The 17,169-nt window shown below is 57.9% G+C and carries 20 protein-coding genes; 9 read left to right on the plus strand and 11 right to left on the minus strand.

What is annotated here, in order from left to right; translation table 11 throughout:
* The first annotated feature begins 176 nt into the window (after positions 1 to 176).
* A complete protein-coding gene (locus tag ACR0CA_RS16695; protein ID WP_170602101.1) occupies positions 177 to 611 on the plus strand; it encodes a DUF4405 domain-containing protein in 435 nt (144 codons plus the stop codon).
* A gap of 65 nt (positions 612 to 676) precedes the next feature.
* On the opposite strand, the gene ACR0CA_RS16700 is transcribed toward ACR0CA_RS16695, so the two are convergent.
* The gene (locus ACR0CA_RS16700; RefSeq protein ID WP_152460755.1) at positions 677 to 994 is read right to left on the minus strand and encodes a PepSY domain-containing protein; all 318 of its coding nucleotides are present in this window, start codon (positions 992 to 994) and stop codon (positions 677 to 679) included.
* Between the two features lie 125 nt (positions 995 to 1,119).
* Between ACR0CA_RS16700 and ACR0CA_RS16705 the strand changes: the two genes are divergently transcribed.
* The 6 genes from ACR0CA_RS16705 (at position 1,120) to ACR0CA_RS16730 (ending at position 5,523) form a co-directional block, all read left to right on the plus strand.
* Positions 1,120 to 1,428 (plus strand): PepSY domain-containing protein, encoded by a 309-nt coding sequence (locus ACR0CA_RS16705; protein WP_152460756.1) that lies wholly within the window; start codon positions 1,120 to 1,122, stop codon positions 1,426 to 1,428.
* A complete protein-coding gene (locus ACR0CA_RS16710) occupies positions 1,428 to 2,099 on the plus strand; it encodes a response regulator transcription factor (protein ID WP_152460757.1) in 672 nt (223 codons plus the stop codon). The genes ACR0CA_RS16705 and ACR0CA_RS16710 overlap by 1 nt, the downstream gene beginning before the upstream one ends.
* Positions 2,096 to 3,439, plus strand: coding sequence for a sensor histidine kinase (locus tag ACR0CA_RS16715; RefSeq protein WP_152460758.1), 1,344 nt, complete (start codon positions 2,096 to 2,098; stop codon positions 3,437 to 3,439). The genes ACR0CA_RS16710 and ACR0CA_RS16715 overlap by 4 nt, the downstream gene beginning before the upstream one ends.
* 81 nt (positions 3,440 to 3,520) lie before the next feature.
* The gene (locus ACR0CA_RS16720; protein WP_152460759.1) at positions 3,521 to 4,660 is read left to right on the plus strand and encodes a cytochrome b/b6 domain-containing protein; all 1,140 of its coding nucleotides are present in this window, start codon (positions 3,521 to 3,523) and stop codon (positions 4,658 to 4,660) included.
* The gene (locus tag ACR0CA_RS16725) at positions 4,657 to 5,049 is read left to right on the plus strand and encodes a DUF1924 domain-containing protein (protein ID WP_152460760.1); all 393 of its coding nucleotides are present in this window, start codon (positions 4,657 to 4,659) and stop codon (positions 5,047 to 5,049) included. Before ACR0CA_RS16720 ends, ACR0CA_RS16725 begins: the two co-directional genes overlap by 4 nt.
* A 15-nt stretch (positions 5,050 to 5,064) precedes the next feature.
* Positions 5,065 to 5,523 carry a diheme cytochrome c gene (locus ACR0CA_RS16730; protein ID WP_152460761.1) on the plus strand — a complete coding sequence of 153 codons (459 nt, stop codon included), beginning with the start codon at positions 5,065 to 5,067 and terminating at the stop codon, positions 5,521 to 5,523.
* Positions 5,524 to 5,571: 48 nt separating this feature from the next.
* Here the strand turns inward: ACR0CA_RS16730 and petA are convergent, their stop codons facing one another.
* The 9 genes from petA to ACR0CA_RS16775 form a co-directional block, all read right to left on the minus strand.
* Positions 5,572 to 6,120: a ubiquinol-cytochrome c reductase iron-sulfur subunit gene (gene petA / locus ACR0CA_RS16735; protein ID WP_050605700.1), complete on the minus strand. Its 549-nt coding sequence runs from the start codon at positions 6,118 to 6,120 to the stop codon at positions 5,572 to 5,574.
* 325 nt (positions 6,121 to 6,445) lie between these two features.
* Positions 6,446 to 6,724: a DUF2933 domain-containing protein gene (locus ACR0CA_RS16740; RefSeq protein ID WP_170417934.1), complete on the minus strand. Its 279-nt coding sequence runs from the start codon at positions 6,722 to 6,724 to the stop codon at positions 6,446 to 6,448.
* Positions 6,721 to 8,037 (minus strand): APC family permease, encoded by a 1,317-nt coding sequence (locus ACR0CA_RS16745; RefSeq protein WP_170602131.1) that lies wholly within the window; start codon positions 8,035 to 8,037, stop codon positions 6,721 to 6,723. The genes ACR0CA_RS16740 and ACR0CA_RS16745 overlap by 4 nt, the downstream gene beginning before the upstream one ends.
* Before the next feature lie 14 nt (positions 8,038 to 8,051).
* A complete protein-coding gene (locus tag ACR0CA_RS16750) occupies positions 8,052 to 10,337 on the minus strand; it encodes a copper-transporting P-type ATPase (RefSeq protein ID WP_170602128.1) in 2,286 nt (761 codons plus the stop codon).
* A 132-nt stretch (positions 10,338 to 10,469) separates the two neighbouring features.
* Positions 10,470 to 11,519: a YncE family protein gene (locus ACR0CA_RS16755; protein ID WP_170417931.1), complete on the minus strand. Its 1,050-nt coding sequence runs from the start codon at positions 11,517 to 11,519 to the stop codon at positions 10,470 to 10,472.
* 132 nt (positions 11,520 to 11,651) lie between these two features.
* Positions 11,652 to 12,011 carry a hypothetical protein gene (locus tag ACR0CA_RS16760; protein WP_152460765.1) on the minus strand — a complete coding sequence of 120 codons (360 nt, stop codon included), beginning with the start codon at positions 12,009 to 12,011 and terminating at the stop codon, positions 11,652 to 11,654.
* A gap of 84 nt (positions 12,012 to 12,095) precedes the next feature.
* On the minus strand, positions 12,096 to 12,416 hold the full coding sequence (locus tag ACR0CA_RS16765) for a hypothetical protein (RefSeq protein WP_050605704.1): 321 nt from the start codon (positions 12,414 to 12,416) through the stop codon (positions 12,096 to 12,098).
* Between the two features lie 44 nt (positions 12,417 to 12,460).
* On the minus strand, positions 12,461 to 13,183 hold the full coding sequence (locus ACR0CA_RS16770; protein WP_331252139.1) for a TVP38/TMEM64 family protein: 723 nt from the start codon (positions 13,181 to 13,183) through the stop codon (positions 12,461 to 12,463).
* Between the two features lie 251 nt (positions 13,184 to 13,434).
* The gene (locus ACR0CA_RS16775; protein WP_170417928.1) at positions 13,435 to 13,950 is read right to left on the minus strand and encodes an EF-hand domain-containing protein; all 516 of its coding nucleotides are present in this window, start codon (positions 13,948 to 13,950) and stop codon (positions 13,435 to 13,437) included.
* 172 nt (positions 13,951 to 14,122) lie between these two features.
* Here ACR0CA_RS16775 and ACR0CA_RS16780 point away from each other — a divergent pair, with 172 nt between their 5' ends.
* Entirely contained in the window at positions 14,123 to 14,848 is a 726-nt protein-coding gene (locus ACR0CA_RS16780) for a response regulator (RefSeq protein WP_170417925.1), read from the plus strand.
* Positions 14,812 to 16,242 carry an ATP-binding protein gene (locus ACR0CA_RS16785; protein WP_237217564.1) on the plus strand — a complete coding sequence of 477 codons (1,431 nt, stop codon included), beginning with the start codon at positions 14,812 to 14,814 and terminating at the stop codon, positions 16,240 to 16,242. Before ACR0CA_RS16780 ends, ACR0CA_RS16785 begins: the two co-directional genes overlap by 37 nt.
* Before the next feature lie 73 nt (positions 16,243 to 16,315).
* On the opposite strand, the gene ACR0CA_RS16790 is transcribed toward ACR0CA_RS16785, so the two are convergent.
* Positions 16,316 to 16,936, minus strand: coding sequence for a class I SAM-dependent methyltransferase (locus tag ACR0CA_RS16790; RefSeq protein ID WP_170417923.1), 621 nt, complete (start codon positions 16,934 to 16,936; stop codon positions 16,316 to 16,318).
* Positions 16,937 to 17,169: the final 233 nt, after the last annotated feature.

The following is a 17,169-nucleotide window of genomic DNA, read 5'->3' on the forward strand; positions in this document are numbered from 1 at the left end:
GATCCTGGCCGCGCTGGGTCAGGTCGTGATCGCGGCGCGGCTGTCCCAAGTTTGATATAGCACTTTGTTTCACCACGGTCGCACAATTCGCTGTTCCTCTGTGGGGAACTTAAGATGGGTCAAGGCGAACTTTCTGTTTCTGGCCTAATATTTTGGCATCGTGAATGGAGGCAATAATGGCCAATGCAGAATCAACAGCGCGCGTGAAAACCAAGATTTCTGGTAGGGCCATGGCTGTGTTCGGTGTGACCTTTTCCTTTTTGGCCATGCTGGTCAGCGGAGGCATTTTGTTTTTCGCTCCAATAGGTAAAATCTCCAATGCCACCGACTGGCAGGTGTTGGGCCTTGACCGGCAAGGGTGGGATGACGTCCACATCGCCTTGGCGTTGCTGTTTGTCGGATTCTCCCTGTGGCACGCGGCGCTGCATTTTCGAACCTTCAAAACGCTGATCCTCGACAACAGGATGTGTCCACAGGGGCATCGGATCGAAGCGATGATCGGAGCCGCTTTCGTGATCGCTTTGGTCACATTGACGGTGTTTGGGCTTCCGCCCGCGAATTGGCTGCTCGATCTCAATGAGTTCTTCAAGCACGAGTTCTGGGCAGGCTGACCCAGAATGAACGCCCCCACAGCGAGGCTTCGCCGTGGGGGTCAAATCATCACAAGAAGTTTCGATTAGTCGTCGCCTTTCTCGCTGTAGTCGTCATTCGTATCGGACATGTGGGGAACCGGTTCGCCAGTCGCTGCGTCCAGGTAGGCTTCGACTTCGTATCCATATACGTCGCGCATTTCGACTTCGTAGTAGCGGTCGTCATCGCGCTCAATTTCCAGAATTTGGTAGCCCTGCGCTTCAAGCTTGGCGGCAACCTCGCCAACGGGCATCCAAGTGACGGTCTCAGGTGACGCCGACGTGACCGTATCGGTGGCGGCGTTGACAGCAAAGGCCGCAGCGGCGGCGGTAAGCAGGGTGGCGGCAAAGAGGATTACTTTCATGTAGGTCTCCAAGATGAATTGGGCGGGATTGCCCTGTCGGTATTCCTTTTTCTCAAATGTCGCCTGATGCCGGTCTGACAGCCCGTGTCAGTGAACTGTCAGTGGAAAGACGGTAGTTTGCCTACATGAAACACGCTTTGATCGTTCTGATATGCACACTTGCCAGCACTGTCCTCGCATCCGAGGACCACGATGCGGCACGTGATGCAGTGCGCCAACATAAGGTCATTCCGCTCTCGAAGATTGTTCCGGACGTTTTAGAGAGATTCGATGCGTCGCTGCTCGAAGCAGAGTTCGAACGCGAGCATGGCGCGTATGTCTATGAACTGGAGTTGATCACGGGCTCGGGCCGAATGATCGAAGTCATGGTGGATGCCACCACGGGTGCGATACTCGAAGTTGAGCAGGAAGGCTGGCAGGAAAGGGACGAATAATGCGGCTTCTCGCGGTCGAAGACGACCCGATCATTCGCAAGGACGTGCAATCTGCTTTGGAAGCCTCTGGATTCCGCGTGGAAATCGCCGAGGACGGCGAGGACGCATGGTTTCTGGGGGATACCGAAGATTATGACCTCGTCGTTCTTGATCTCGGATTGCCGCACATGGACGGATTGAGCGTGTTGAAACGCTGGCGCGCCAACGGCCGGCAGATGCCCGTTCTGGTCCTGACAGCGCGCGGGGCTTGGCACGAACGGGTCGAAGGGATCGAAGCTGGGGCCGACGACTATCTGCCCAAACCGTTCCGGATGGAAGAACTTGTGGCCAGGGCTCGGGCGCTGGTGCGCCGGTCTGCCGGGCATAGTGCTCCTGTGCAGACGTTGGGCGATTTGACCATCGACACGAACAGGATGTCCGTAGCTGTTCGAGGAGTGCCGATAACGGTGACCTCCCTGGAATACCGGCTTTTGTCCTACCTCATGCTGCACCGAGACCGCGTGGTGCCGCCAACCGAGCTCTTGGAGCATCTATATGGTGATGACGACGCCCGTGAGGCCAATGCGGTGGAGGCCATTCTCACCCGACTTCGCAAGAAGCTTGGGGCCGGCATTATCGGCACCAGACGCGGGTTTGGATACTTTCTGGAGGCAGTGGAGGGCGATGGGTGAAAACGGGCTCTCTCCGCTTTCGGTTGTTCGTAGCCACTGCGCTGTCGGTTTCCATCGCGCTGATGCTGGCGTTCTGGGGGCTGGGGCTGCTCTTTGCCTCGCATGTGGAACGGCGTGCAATTGATGACCTCTCCGTCCAGCTCGACCAGATACTCGCAGGAGTGGAGCGGGATGAAAAAGGGAAAATTCGGATTGGATCGGCTCCGGCAGATGCCCGTTTCTCAAAGCCTTTTGGGGGCCTCTACTGGCAGATCGAAGTTGAGGGGCTTCAGTTACGCTCAAGATCGCTATGGGATTTCGCTCTCGATCTTCCTCCGGATCATCTGAAGAGCGGGACCGTCCATGTGCACTATCTCTCCGGGCCCGGGGAAAACCAGCTGCTTGTCATGGAGCGGAGCATTGTGCTTTCCACACGCCTTGGAGGCGTTCCGATGCGCGCTGCCGTGGCCATGGATGCCTCTCAGCTTGAGAAAAGCACCGAAGAATTCCGGGAAGATCTTGTGCCTTTTACGCTTCTTCTGGCGCTTTTTATTGTCTTCGCTGGGGCGGTTCAAGTCATTGTCGGTCTTCGACCGCTAAATTCCGTCGAGCGGCGGATATCAAGGATCCGAACGGGAGACGTGAACCGGGTGGGCGAGGATTTCCCTACGGAAATTCGTCCCCTTGCAGCCGAAGTGGATGCCCTGCTCCTACAAAGGGAAAAGGACATCGAGCAGGCAAGGCACAGAGCGGGCGATCTCGCTCATGGCCTGAAAACCCCACTTCAAGCATTACTTGGAGATGCGCGCCGTGTTCGCGAGGCCGGATTGACTGATACCGCAGCGTCAATCGAAAGCACCGTCAAAAGCATGCATCGCCATGTCGAGCGTGAATTGAACAGGGTTCGTATTGCGACGCGAGCCGCCACGTCGAAGGCCGATCTCACCGAGGCTGCAAGTCGCGTTATTGCAGTAGTTCAGAAAGCCAGTTTGAACGACGCATTGAAATGGGATTTGGACGCGCCAGCGAATCTCGTGGTTGCGGCAGATATGGAAGATTTATCCGCAATTCTGGGTGCGATTACGGAAAACGCATCTCGCCATGCGAGGCGGCAAGTCAGGATATCAGCACGCAAACAGGCGACGCATGCAGTTCTGAGCGTTCTTGACGACGGTCCGGGCATTCCACCAGACAAGATCGATACTCTCATGCGCCGGGGCGTGCGCGAGGACGAAACAGGAACCGGGCTTGGCCTGGCGATCGCGCGGGAATTGACCGAGGCACTGGGCGGATCGCTGGAATTGATCTCCCGCGATCCGGGACTGATGGTTCGGATCACTTTGCCTCTGGCTGCTACCTGACAATCACCTGACAGTCCCCATCAGGCTGACATCAGTGCGCTTCTGACAAACTTCTGGTGAGATTGATGAGAGGCAGAAGCGATGAGAGAAGTTCCCGCGCCATTTGATGGGCTGGCCTATGACGGACATCTCGTCTGGGATCGATTCACTCGTGTATTTCATTGGGGGCTGGTAGCGTGCGTTTCCACCGCGTTGGTGTCTGGGTTCCTGCTGGACGCATCTTGGATTCGCCTACACCTGGTTTCCGGTTCCCTTGCCATTGCATTGGTTACTGCCAGAACTGTCTGGGGATTTACCGGCCCTACCTACGCGCGGTTTTCGCAGTTCTTACCAAGCTACCGGCAGGTTATCAGCCATCTGAGGGCCGGAGCGGCTCATGCGCGCCACATCGGGCACAATCCACTTGCTGCCTTGATGGTCTTTGTATTGCTTACCCTGATCGTCGGGCTTGGTTTGACAGGTGTCGCCAGCTTGGGCAGCGGTCTAAAATCAGGGCCGATGGCTGCCTCTTTGCCAGCATCACAGGGCCACATCTGGAGCAAAATTCACGAGTTGGCCGCTTTCGCGCTGTTGAGCTTCATTGCCCTGCATATCGGCGGTGTCGTTCTGGAAAGCCGCCGCAGCCGAGAGAACCTGGCCAGGTCGATGATAACCGGGCGCAAGGAGATGCGCGCCGGGGATTTGACTGCGCCGCCACGGCCTGCGCAGCGGGCGCTTGCCGCCCTTTTCATCTCGGGTCTTGTCATCATCGCCACCGGCGCGATCAACAGGATGTCACAAAGCCCACTGCCGCTCCCGCCGGTTGGGAGTATGGCACTGGTCTACAGCGATGAATGCGCCGCCTGCCACATGGCTTATCACCCGTCCCTGCGTCCTGCCGCATCCTGGCAATTGATGATGGACAAGCTGGACAGTCATTTCGGTGAGGACGCCACTCTGCCAAAGGAGACCGGTGACGAGATTACCGTTTGGCTGGTCAAGCACTCCGCGGAAACTGTGGACAGCAAGCCCGCGACCCTCTGGACGGGTTTGCAAGAAACCCTGCCGGTTGCCCTACCGAACACAGACATCTGGCAACGTCTTCACGGGTCGCTCGCCGATGGCACATTCACCCGCCGCACCATCCATAGCCGCTCGAACTGTTTCGCTTGTCACAGGGATGCCGAGAGCGGCTGGTTCAGCCCTTTTCAGATTTCCGTTCCGAAGGAGCCTAAGCAATGAAACCAGTTCTTGTTCTTTCCGCCATCCTGTTGTCCCAGCCTGTCTTGGCGCAAGACACTTCCCCGCAGGCCTTGGTCGATCAATACAGTGCCGAGGCGGGTGCTGCCCCATCACCGAAAAACGGACGGGCGCTGTTCACGGCCAACCATGCAAGCGGAAAACCCCATACGCCCTCCTGCGTCACCTGTCATTCGGCAGACCCTACAAAAGGCGGTCAGGCCCGCACCGGAAAGCCGATCGACCCCCTGGTTCCGCGCGTGAATTCAGAACGGTTCACCGACATGAAATTTGTCGAAAAATGGTTTGGGCGAAACTGCAACTCTGTTCTCGGCCGCGACTGCAGCGCGCAGGAAAAAGCCGACATCATTTCTTGGTTCATGAGCCTCTGAGGAAAGGACACCACCATGAAACGAATTCTTGCTGTAGCTGCAATAGCTCTGATTTCGGCGCCGGTTCTTGCCAGCGAAGGTGAGTTTATGCGGCCCGTAACTCACGCCGCAACCAAGGCCGAATGCAGCGAATGCCACATGGCCTATCCGGCAGGATTCCTGCCCAGCCGGTCGTGGACAAAGATCATGACCACGCTTGATGACCATTTTGGCGAAAACGCCATGCTGGACGACGCAACTCGCACAGAGATCGAGGCTTACCTGACCCAGAATGCCGCCGACGTCGGAGGGCGTTCGTCCAGCCTCCTCTACCGGATTGCGCCAGAGGATACGCCTCTGCGGATTTCCGAAATGCCCTGGTTCCGCTCGGAACATGACGGCGAGGTCTCGTCCCGAAAACTCCAGAAAGCAGGTTCCATGTCGAACTGCGCCGCATGTCATCGCGGCGCTGATCGAGGGATATTCGAGGACTGACAAACGAGCTTGGCGGGCATTTGCCTTTGGACAGAGTTAACCGCGCCGTCACCCAATTTTGACCCGCGTGTCGGTGACGAACTCGTAGGGGGGCAGATCGAGGTTGCGGGGCGCCGGGCCTTTCCGAATTCTGCCCGACGTGTCGTAATGTGAACCGTGACACGGACAGAACCAACCGTCCCAGTCTCCGGTGGGTTCGCTGCCGCCCTGCCCGAGTGGTATGCATCCCAGATGGGTGCAAACGCCAATAACTACCAGCCATTCCGGTCGCTGTACGCGCTCGGCGTCAGGTTGCGGGTCGATCATTGGTGCATCGTCTTCTGCTATCGCCAGCGCGATCCGCTCTTTAGTCCGGTGGTCGATAAAGATCGGCTTGCCTTTCCATTTAACAGTGATCCTCGTTCCTGGTCCGACACCTTCAAGATCTATGTCGACAACGGCTTGGGCGGAGATGTCTGCACTGGGGTTCATGCTGTTAACAAGTGGCCAGACCGCCGCGCCCGTGGCCACGATGGCGGCACCGCCGGTGACGAAGTATAAGAAATCGCGCCGAGTTTCAGGCTCTGAAGGTGCCTGTCTTTCAGAAAATTCAGACATATTGTTCCTCCTGTGCGTCAGGACGGGTTCATCGAATTATAGGACTCGGACGAGGTGGATCAGTCGCCTTGGTCCTCTTCTTCACCGCGATGCCCCATTCCCTATTCATCAGAGTGATCTTCGTCGGTGTCACCGTGCAATGCCTTTACAGTTAGTGCACCGGCCGTCAGGTGCAGTTCAGTTGCTGCTCTCCGAATTGGATTTGCTAACATGGCAATTTCCCTTCCTTATTGGGTTACAAATTTGTTCTGATCAGTTGGCCGTTGCTGCTCCTTGTTGCGCAGTGTTCTTGCCGCAAAGCCGCCAGCCATACAGGGCGCCGTTCTCAGTGTTTGCCGTGGCCGCGATGCATTAAGAAATGCATGCCCACGCAGACCAGCAAGAACAGCAACGGAGAACTGAGCAAAGGATAGAGTGTCTCGCGGTATTCCCAGCCCAGAACAGCGGCGCCCAACGCGATCGCAATGACAACCGGGAGCCAATTACGCTTGGCACCGTTGGCCGTCTGATCTTCGGTTTTGGGCGCTTCGGCCGTTACGTCAGAGCTGACCCTTTCGGTCGTCTCCTGTGTGGCGCGGGTTTCGTCGAAATTTGATTGGGTCATAGCTGATTTGTCTCCTTTTCGATGATCCATTGTTTGAGAAAGATGCGCTCGTAGGCGAAGACCAAGCCGATGCCAGCAACGGCATATACCACGATCATCGGGTCGGAGCGCAGCTTGAGTATTGTGAACGCGGTCAGGACTACGCAGTCCAGCGCCAGGGCAGTTAACAAGACCCAACCCCGAGCGTTGATCTGACTGCGCAGCCGGTGCCAAACGCCCCAATGCACGGCCATATCCATCACCAGATAAAAGAAAGCACCAAGCGAGGCGATGCGCGACAGGTCGAACAACACCGCGAGCAGACCCGCAATCACGACCGTGTAGATCAGCGTGTGAGACTGGATGCTGCCCGTCATGCCGAAATGGCTGTGCGGGATCATTTTCATGTCGGTCAGCATTGCCAGCATCCGTGATACGGCGAACACACTGGCAATCAGTCCTGAGGCGGTGGCAACCATCGCCAGCGCAACGGTCAGGTAGAAACCACCCTGCCCCAAGACTGGTCGGGCGGCTTCTGCCAAGGCATAGTCCTGTGCGGCACGGATCTGGTCGGGTGGCAGGCTGGCACCCACGGCGAAGGCGACCAACAGATAGATCACTGCGCAGATCGCGATCGAGATCATGATGGTGCGCCCGACATTGCGGTGTGGGTCGACGATCTCGGCACCGCTATTAGTGATTGTGGTAAATCCCTTGAACGCAAGGATCGAAAGAGCCACGGACGCGATGAAACCCAGCGGCCCGGCGGGGGCGGTGCCTTGCGCCTGCCAGTCGCCGCCCGCAGCCCACAGCGCGGCAACGCCAAACACTGCGATCCCACCGATCTTGAGCACAGACATGACAATGGACCACAACCCCACCGAGCGGTTCCCCGACCGGTTGACCGCGTAGGCGAAGACGATCAGCGAAACCGCGACCATCGGCACCAACGGCCCATCTTCGATGTTGAATGGGCGGAGCGCGTAGGTTGCGAATGTGCGTGCCACGAGGCTTTCGTTGATCACCATCGACAGCGCCATCAACAATGAAGCCGCGGCCGCTACAGCACCCGGTCCATATGCTTTTGTCAGGATCATCGCGATCCCGCCCGAAGACGGCCAGGCGTTGGACATGGCAATATAGGTGTAGGCGCTGAAAACCGTCACGACGGCTCCGACTACGAAAGACAGCGGAAACCATGGCCCAGCGAGCCCAGCGATCTGGCCTGTCAGAGCAAATATCCCCGCACCGATCATGACACCGGTGCCCATAGCGACCGCACCCGTCAGCGATATCGAACCTGATTTCAAGTTGCCTACGCCCTCGTGCGTCATATGCTTGTGCGCGCTCAAACCTTCGCCCCCCTCAGGCGTAGCGCATTCAACACCACTGAAATCGACGAAGCGCTCATGGCGAAGGCGGCGAACATAGGGCTGATCAGGATGCCGAAAAGCGGGAACAGAAGACCCGCCGCCACCGGAACGCCCGAGGCGTTGTAGATCAGGGCAAAGAATAGGTTTTGCCGGATATTGCGCATGGTAGCGCGGGCCAGCCTACGGGCGCGCACGATGCCATCAAGGCTTCCGTTGACCAGCGTGAAGCCTGCACTTTCGATCGCCACGTCGGCACCGGTCCCCATGGCGATGCCCACATCGGACTGCGCTAACGCGGGTGCGTCGTTCACTCCGTCACCCGCCATGGCGACCTTTGCGCCTTTCTCCTGCAGTTCGCGAATTATGCGGGCCTTGTCCTCGGGCAGTACGTCGGCTCGAATCTCATCGATACCCAGACGTTCGGCCACCGCCTTTGCAGTGCGTTCGTTGTCGCCAGTCGCCATGATGATCCGGAAACCCAGTTCGTGCAGCGCCTTGAGTGCGGCTGGTGTTGTTTCCTTGACCGGGTCGGCGACGCAGACCAACCCCGCCACTGAACCATCAAGCATCACGAACATCACCGTTTCGCCGTCATCCCGACGCGCATTGGCCTTGGCCGTCAGTTCGGCCGCCTCGAGTCCGAGATCGGTGACCAGTTTCAGATTGCCGAGCGCGACGGGGCGGCCATCCACCGTGCCTTTCACGCCTTTACCAGTCACCGCCTCGAAGTCACTGGCGTCGGACAGGGCTACGCCACGTTCCTCGGCTCCTGTGACGATTGCCTCAGCTAACGGGTGCTCCGAGCCCTTCTCCAGCGTTGCGGCCAGCCGCAGCACCTCGACCTCGTCATGGCCAGGTTCGGGTAATACAGCCACAAGCTTTGGCTTGCCCATGGTCAGCGTGCCAGTTTTGTCGACGATCAAAGTATCGATCTTCTCGAACCGCTCCAGCGCTTCGGCATTTTTGATCAGCACTCCGGCCTGCGCCCCGCGCCCCGTGGCCGTCATGATCGACATCGGAGTGGCCAGGCCAAGCGCGCACGGGCAAGCTATGATCAGTACCGACACCGCTGCGATCAAGGCGTAGGAGAGCGCCGGAGCCGGTCCCCAAATTGCCCATGCAATAAAGGCCAGCGCAGCTATACTTATGACCGCCGGTACAAACCAGCCCGCCACTTTGTCAGCGTATTTCTGAATTGGTGCGCGCGAGCGTTGCGCGTTGGCCACCATTTCGACAATCTGGGACAGCATTGTGTCAGAGCCCACTCGGGTTGCTTCGATCACAAGGCTACCGGTGCCGTTGATTGTGGCCCCTGTGACCGGCTCGCCTTGTACCTTTTCGACCGGAACCGGTTCGCCAGAGATCATGCTTTCGTCAACAGATGAGCGCCCTTCGAGTACAATGCCGTCTACTGGCACCTTGTCGCCGGGGCGTACGCGAAGGCGGTCACCTACCTGTACTTCTTCAAGCGGAATTTCCTCTTCACTGCTGTCAGGGCGGATAATGCGGGCGGTCTTTGCGGCCATGTCCAGCAAAGCGCGGATTGCCTTTCCTGTGCCTTCGCGTGCCCGCAGTTCCATCACCTGCCCGAGCAGAACAAGTGTAACGATAACTGCGGCCGCTTCGAAATAGACCCCAACATGGCCTTCTGAATCTCGAAAACCGTCCGGAAATATGTGGGGCATCAATACGGCGACAACGCTGAACAGCCACGCGGCCGAAACCCCCATGGCAATCAACGAGAACATGTTCAGGTTCATGGTGCGAAACGAATTCCACCCTCGTTCCAGAAATGGCCAACCGCACCAAAGAACAACCGGAGTGCCAAGTATCAGTTCAATCCATAGGGTTGTTCGCTCACCAAAAATCTCTCGCACACCAGACAGCCCAACGTAGGGGCCCATCGTGAAAACCAAAAGTGGAAGCGTCAGAATCGCACCTACCCATAGGCGCCGAGTGAAATCCACCAGTTCCGGGTTCGGCCCCTCGTCCACCATCGCCGCGCTTTCCAGCTCCAACCCCATGCCGCAGAGTGGACAGGACCCGGGATGGGTTTGCCGCACCTGCGGATGCATCGGGCAGGTATATACGGGTCCGTCATAGCCTGTCGGAACGATGTCATATTCACCGTTCTCGTCCGTCGCGCCATGATGCGCGGAATGGTGGTGATGCGCATGCGCATCCACCTCGCCCTCGGGCACAAGGTGCATCCCGCATTTGGGACAGTCGCCGGGCCCAGATTGACGCACGTCAGAATGCATGGGGCAGACGTAAGCGACCTCGGTCGGGCCGTTCGCGTGGATTCTGATGTCGTGGTCTTCTGTCATGTTCTGCTCCCTGGTTTAAGCTTTGGTCGTAGAGCCGTTTAATTACGCAATGCCGGGCACAGTCCTTCAGGGCAGAACAACCATCTGGTGGCCCTCACCCAGTATCGGCATTTCGGTAATAGCCGTCAGGCTGACTTGATCGACGATCCAGACCTTCGGTTCGGTTCGGCTTGATACCATCACTTTGCCTGAGTTCGGTATGGTCGTCAGGTGATAAGGTGCCGGTGACAGGTTGGTCGAGCGCTGTTTGCCCGTAGCAAGATCAATCGACAACAACCGGTCGGTGCCTTTGGCGGCCACGAACAGTACGCCCTCGCGGTCGGACAGGCCGATCCCGTGCAACTCGCCTCCAATGTCATAGGTTTCGGTGACAGAACCGCTGGCAAGATCTACGCGGAAGGCCTTGCCACCATCACTGTCGGCTACGAAGGCGGCGCTGCCGGTGGCGTTAAGTACAAGATGCTCAGGGCCTTCGCCGACGGGCATGTTGCGTACGACGAAGCCTTTGACGACATCCACTTCGCTAAGTGTACCATTGCCGGTATTGGTGACATAGACCCTGTCGCCGTCAGGCGCGAATACCGCATAGTTGGGCATTGGCCCGGTTGCTACGAAACCAAGGAAGCTGAGCTTATCGAGATCGACGATCGAAATACCGTCACCGCCCGGATGGGTCGCCACCGCGAACCGCCCGTCGGGCGACACCGCAGTGTGATGCACCGCACCTGGAACCTCGATCTGGCGGACGACCTCGCGTGTTTCCGCATCAAGGATCGTCAGCAGGCTCCGCCCCTTGTCTTTGGGCAACGCAGTGACATCGCGCTTGGCGTGGTGCGCAGCGTGTTCATCCTTGGACATACCTTCGGGTTTTGGTGGCGTTGTGGCCTCGGTTTCTGCGTAGCTGCCCGCGACCAGGTACTTAAAGCCGGGCGCGCCGGCCAGCCCATGGACCGCCACGAGCCTCGGCAGCCGCTCGACGGTCTTGCCGGTTTCGGAGTCGATCACCAGAACCGAGTCCGCGCTGCCTTCGGGAATGAACACGGTTGCCGCCAGCGTGAGCGAAGGCGCAGTCAAAGCTGCGACGGACAGGCCTGCGGCCAGATTGAACAGGGTCATTTAGGTTTCCTTTCGTCAACTGAAACGCGCGCATTGGCGGGCACGTGCAGAAAAATCCGGTAGATGACGGCCATCAGGAAGGGCGTCAAAAGCAGGGTCAGAGCGATGGCCTTCATGGCTTTGTCCTTTCAATCAGTTGAGTTTTGTGCGAGCCGCAAAGACATTGAACAGTCCGCCGAACAGCAACGCGGCGTACCAGCCGTAGAGAAACGCCCATAACAGTCCCAACAGGAATGAGGGCAGGCTGAGCCAAGTCATTCCGGGCATCAGGCCGATCCAAGCCCGGTACATGGCAAAACTTGGAAAGATCAGGTCAAAGGCCACGCACAGCAGGTAGGTTGCGGCCAGAAACAGGCTGAGCGCCCAGCCAAGGGTTGTCACCGGAACACCGGGATGATGTTCTTGTGTCCCCATCACACAGGGGCCACAGGTCAGGCGCAACAGTGCGAATAGCACCACGCCCGTGACGAAAAAGTACAGAATGGTAAGCATGGTAAGTGTCCTGAACTGAGTTGGGCCGCAATCAACGGCTTGGGCAAGACCCCGGAGCGATTCCGGAGCCATTGCCGGTCACGTTCAGGACAGGTTTGGCGGATGTGGTAGTGGTGCGACCGGCAGGCTTGCGCGTGGCCGGAACCGTTCTGGCGCCACGGGCGTAGCAATACGCATCGAGAGCAATTCAGGTGCCGCCATAACTGCCATCGCATAGCAGCCCGGGTGCACTGAGCAGTCTAATTCTTCTGATGGATGAGACGCGGGATACCCACCGCTGTCATCGATCACAAGCTCGGCCTGGGTGGCGGCCTTCGCGATGTCATGCCCGGCATGGGACGGCACAACAGAGATCAGCATCGAAACCACCAACGCACAGATCAACAGGACCTGCAGCCGGCCCATGGCTCGGGCCGTCCGTGTCGCAGTTGATATCCATTGTGCGCGGATCACTTAGGGTTTCCTCCATTCTCCAACAGTTTAGGGCCGCTTGGACCGGTCGCATTGATCTGGCTCAATTCGTGGTCTGAAGAGCCAACAGGCATCTTGCGTTTCCAAGCCAACCAGATAAGTGGCGCCCCCGTCAACAGCCCAAGCCCGATAACCGCAAGGCTGGTGCCGCCTGTCGCGGTTTCGGTAATCTGGCTGCCCAGATGGGCCAGAACGAAACTGGCCGGCAGGAGTCCAGCCAAGGTGGCCAGTGCGAACCGCCAAAATTGAAGTCGGGTCAGACCGGCGGCATAGCTGACCATGTCGAAAGAAACGAAAGGCATCAGGCGGCTGGTGAACACGGTCAACATCAGGGCATTCTGCGATCCAAGCAACCCCAAGTCCAGCTTGTCGCCGAACCACTGGCGCAGCGCGTCGCGCCCCAACCAACGGGCTATCAGGAACGCCAGCAGCGCCCCCAACTCCGCTCCGATAGCAACCAATGCGGTTCCCAGCCCATGCCCATATGCCACCCCGGCAGCGACAGCGATCGGAGCGCTGGGGATTGGGCTGGCAACCACTGCGGCTGTCATGAAGCCGATGATGACAACGGGTCCGAACGGGCCGGCCCAATCCACCCACGCAGTAATGACTTCGCGCGATAGTCCTGCGTCCAACGCGCCAGACAGCCACAACCAGATGGTGGCGATCAGCAACGCGATCAAAACCGCGATGAAAACCAAACGGCTATTGCTGTGCAGGCCCTCCAGCTTTCGTTCCTCCTATGACATAGCCCTCCACCCCTAAACGGGAGTGACGGATTCCGAGGTCACTTAGCGATGTATTTGATCAGCGCTACGATCGCCAGAACGATCAACACTGCGATCAGCAACATCCAGATCATTCCAAACCCCATTCCAGCGCCATAGCCCATCATCGCTTTGTTCCTCAGTGGTTTGTGCCGAGTGCGATGACCCGGCTACACGGTTGCGTTTCAGTTGTTGGTTTCAGAAGCCTTTGTCACAGGTTTCGAGGCCTTCATGCCGTGTTTCGGCGACATCGTCTTTGCGCCTTTCTCGATTTCCCCTGTGGTCACAACGCCATCGCCATTGGCATCAAGATGCTGAAATCGGTCCACCATGGTTTCGCGGATCATCCCGGAATGCAGCGCTTCGAACTCATCAATCGACAGGTTGCCATCTCCATTGACGTCATGCGCCTGCATCCGGGCCTTCAGACCTTCGGCGATCTCAGATTCGCTCGGGCGACCGTCCTCGTCCATGTCCAGAACCGCCAGCCAGTTGCCGCCCATCATCTGGCCATGCATTTTCACCATCATTTGCATCATGCCTGCGTGATCGCCCATCATGCCGCCGGGCGCACCCTGCATCATGCCGCCCTCATGGCCCTGCATCTGCGCGCTGCTGCCATGCTGACCGGCGGCAAGCGCGGGCAGCGCCATCAAAGTCGCGGCAATGGCTCCAGCGGCCAGCGTGAAGGTACGTTTCATGACTTTCACCTCTCGGGTTTTTGTTTCTACACAAAGCATATGGCCGCCCTCGGTCGCGCCACCACCCCCCTGCTCAACCCGGTTTGTATCGTTGTGTCGCAGCCCGCCCAACTGATACAAAGGGATACAAAAAAGCCGGGATTTGTACCGCGCCGGGGCTTATGATTGCGCCATGACTGAAGCACCACATATCTTGATTGTCGACGACCACCGCGAAATCCGTGATGCTGTCAGCCGCTATCTGGAAAAGAATGGGTTGCGCGCCAGTACCGCGCGCGACGCAACCGAGATGGACGCACGACTGGCGGCCGGTCGGATTGATCTTATCGTACTCGACATCATGATGCCGGGCGAAAACGGATTGTCGGTCTGTCGCCGCCTGTCCGCGGCCGGTGGCCCGCCGATCCTGATGCTGACAGCCCTCAGCGATGACACCGACCGTATCGTGGGTTTAGAGATCGGCGCCGATGACTACCTGCCCAAACCATTCAACCCACGTGAATTGCTGGCCCGGATCAAGGCGATCCTGCGGCGTTCCGAAACCACCGTCCCCCCGGCTGGCGATCTGAGCGGCAAACGGATCGCCTTTGGAAGCTGGGTTCTGGATGCCGACAGTCGCACCTTGATATCCGCCGAAGGGGCCGAAGAAAGTCTGACCACCGCCGATGTCCGGCTGCTGGCCGTATTCCTGCAGCGGCCCCGCAAACTCCTGTCGCGAGACGAACTGCTGGATTTGACCGCCGGCCGCAGCCCGCACTTGTTCGACCGTACGATCGACAACCAGGTCAGCCGCTTGCGTCGCAAGATCGAAGCTGACCCAACGCGGCCGAAGCTCATCACCACGATAAGAGGTGGCGGTTATTGCCTGTCGACCGACGTGAGCGAGCTTACGGGATGAAAGCCTTTGCCCAAAGTCTGCGCGGTCAGCTTATCCTTTTGATCATCGCCGCGCTGGCTGCCGCGCAACTGGTCAGCCTGTGGCTGTTCGTCGACGAACGCTCAATGGCAGTGCACATGGCCCTTGGCCTGGAAACCGCCGGACGCGCCGCAAACATCGCGCGGCTGATTGAAGAAGCTCCACCCGAGATGCACGACGCGATCCTGCGGGCGGCAAGTTCTCCACTGGTGCGTTTCAGCCTTACAGATACGCCCGCAGTCGATCACACCGGACATAGCGCTGGTGGGACGGTCGAAAACACAATCCGCAGAATTCTGCCAGGCTATGAAAACCGTCCCATCCGGGTAGAGTTGCATGAGTTCTCTCCCGATATGCTGCCGGTTGAAGGTGTTCCGTCTACAATGGCTGAAATGCACATGGCAATGATGCGTGATCACGTTTCCGCAATTGAAATGCAGCTGTCGATCGCTCTGACGACCGATCAATGGCTCAACGTGGATACCCGGTTCCATAACCCTCCTCTGCAATGGCCTTTGCAGTCCTTCGTCAGCTTCGGTTTCACTGCAACTTTAATTCTTGGAGCAGCCATTTGGTTTCTACTGACACGGCTGACCGGCCCGTTGCGCCGCCTGTCACTGGCTGCAGACCAGTTTGGTCGCGGTGAAGACGTCCAGGAACTGACGGTTTCTGGTCCGACCGAGGTGCGAGATTTGACGCAGGCGTTCAACCATATGCGTGATAGGCTGACTCGCTATGTTGCCGATCGGACCAGACTATTGGGGGCGCTGGGTCACGATTTGCGGTCGCCACTGACGGGATTGCGGGTTCGCGCCGAACTGGTGGAGGAAGAGGAGACCCGTGACCATCTGATCGAGACCATCGAGGAAATGCAGGAGATGGTGGACTCCACCCTGTCATTTGCCAAGGGCGTGGCCACGCGCGAACCTTCCAGTACCGTCCCAATTGGTGAATTCGTAACCAAAACGACCGAAGACATTGTGCAAGCCGGTGACACGGTTGAAGTATCGGTCGCAGACAATCCGGCCGTCACGCTTCGGCCGATGCTGATGAAGCGAGCTCTGCGCAATATCATTGAAAACGCCTGCCGGTATGGTGCCCGGGCCAACGTCTCAGTCATGCAAGAGGGGAATGAGGCAAAAATATTGATCCAGGATCAGGGGCCCGGCATCCCCGAGCATATGCTCGATGCGGTATTCGACCCATTCGTGCGGCTTGAAACATCCCGCTCGCGAGAGACTGGCGGAACCGGCTTGGGGCTGTCGATCGCACGTACGATCATCCAGTCGCACGGTGGCACGATAGAATTGCTAAACGGGGAAACTGGCGGTTTGTGCGCTAAGGTGGTTCTGCCAGTTTTTGAGGGCCAAACGTAACTTGTGAACACAATCGGCATGCCCCGAAAGCTTATTGGAAGCGTACCGCTTTGGGCCAGTTTCAGGTGTGGGCTCAAACGCAGCGGCGGAGAACACTGAACTGGAAAGACTGACTTTCCCCCCAAGAGGTTTGGTGCAGGTGATGGCGATGCGCGACGAGTTCAAAGTGTTCCTCAAAAAGCACGGCGATATCGCTCGGACTATAGCGGGCGACAGGGAGACCACTGCAAGTCTCCGGCCCATCAAGTGCAAACGTAGCAATGATCACATGGCCGCCAATTTTTACCCCTTTCTTCACGCTTTCCAGATAGGCCGCGCGTTGCGATGTATCCACGAGAAAGTGAAAAACCGCCCTATCATGCCAGACGTCATATCTGCGATCGGGGACCCAAGAAGTTATATCTGCAGAAATCCAAGTGACTGTTTCAGCGGCGCGCCCCAACCTTTCCCGGGCCGTGTCCAACGCGACCTGCGATAGATCGAGAACTGTCACGTCATGGAGCCCCTTCGCAAGCAACGCTCCAGCAAGACGAGATGTACCTCCACCAATGTCGATGACGGATGAAGGCTTAGACACTCTGATCAACTCGATGAGTTCAAGCGATATCTCTGGATCATCCTCGTGCCAACTCAATTGGGTGTCAAACTTCTCGCCATAGACATCGTCCCAGTGCTCTCTTGTGTTAGCTGTCATGTCGTATCGTTTTCCCAAGTCGTCGCCCTGGAGATATCCTCATTTTGACCGCTCCGCGCTGCGTTTTCGACTGAAGCAAAAACCAACAAGGCAACGCCCCAGACAATTCGACGCTGGTCCGTTGAATGGCCGCGTGAAGTCATCTCGGCGACAATGTAGTACACACATTCCAATTGTGAAATGTTTTAGGTGGGATTTGCTTGTCGGTCAGATTTCCACTGGGCTGCGCAAGT

The organism is Ruegeria sp. F12 (assembly GCF_056533885.1).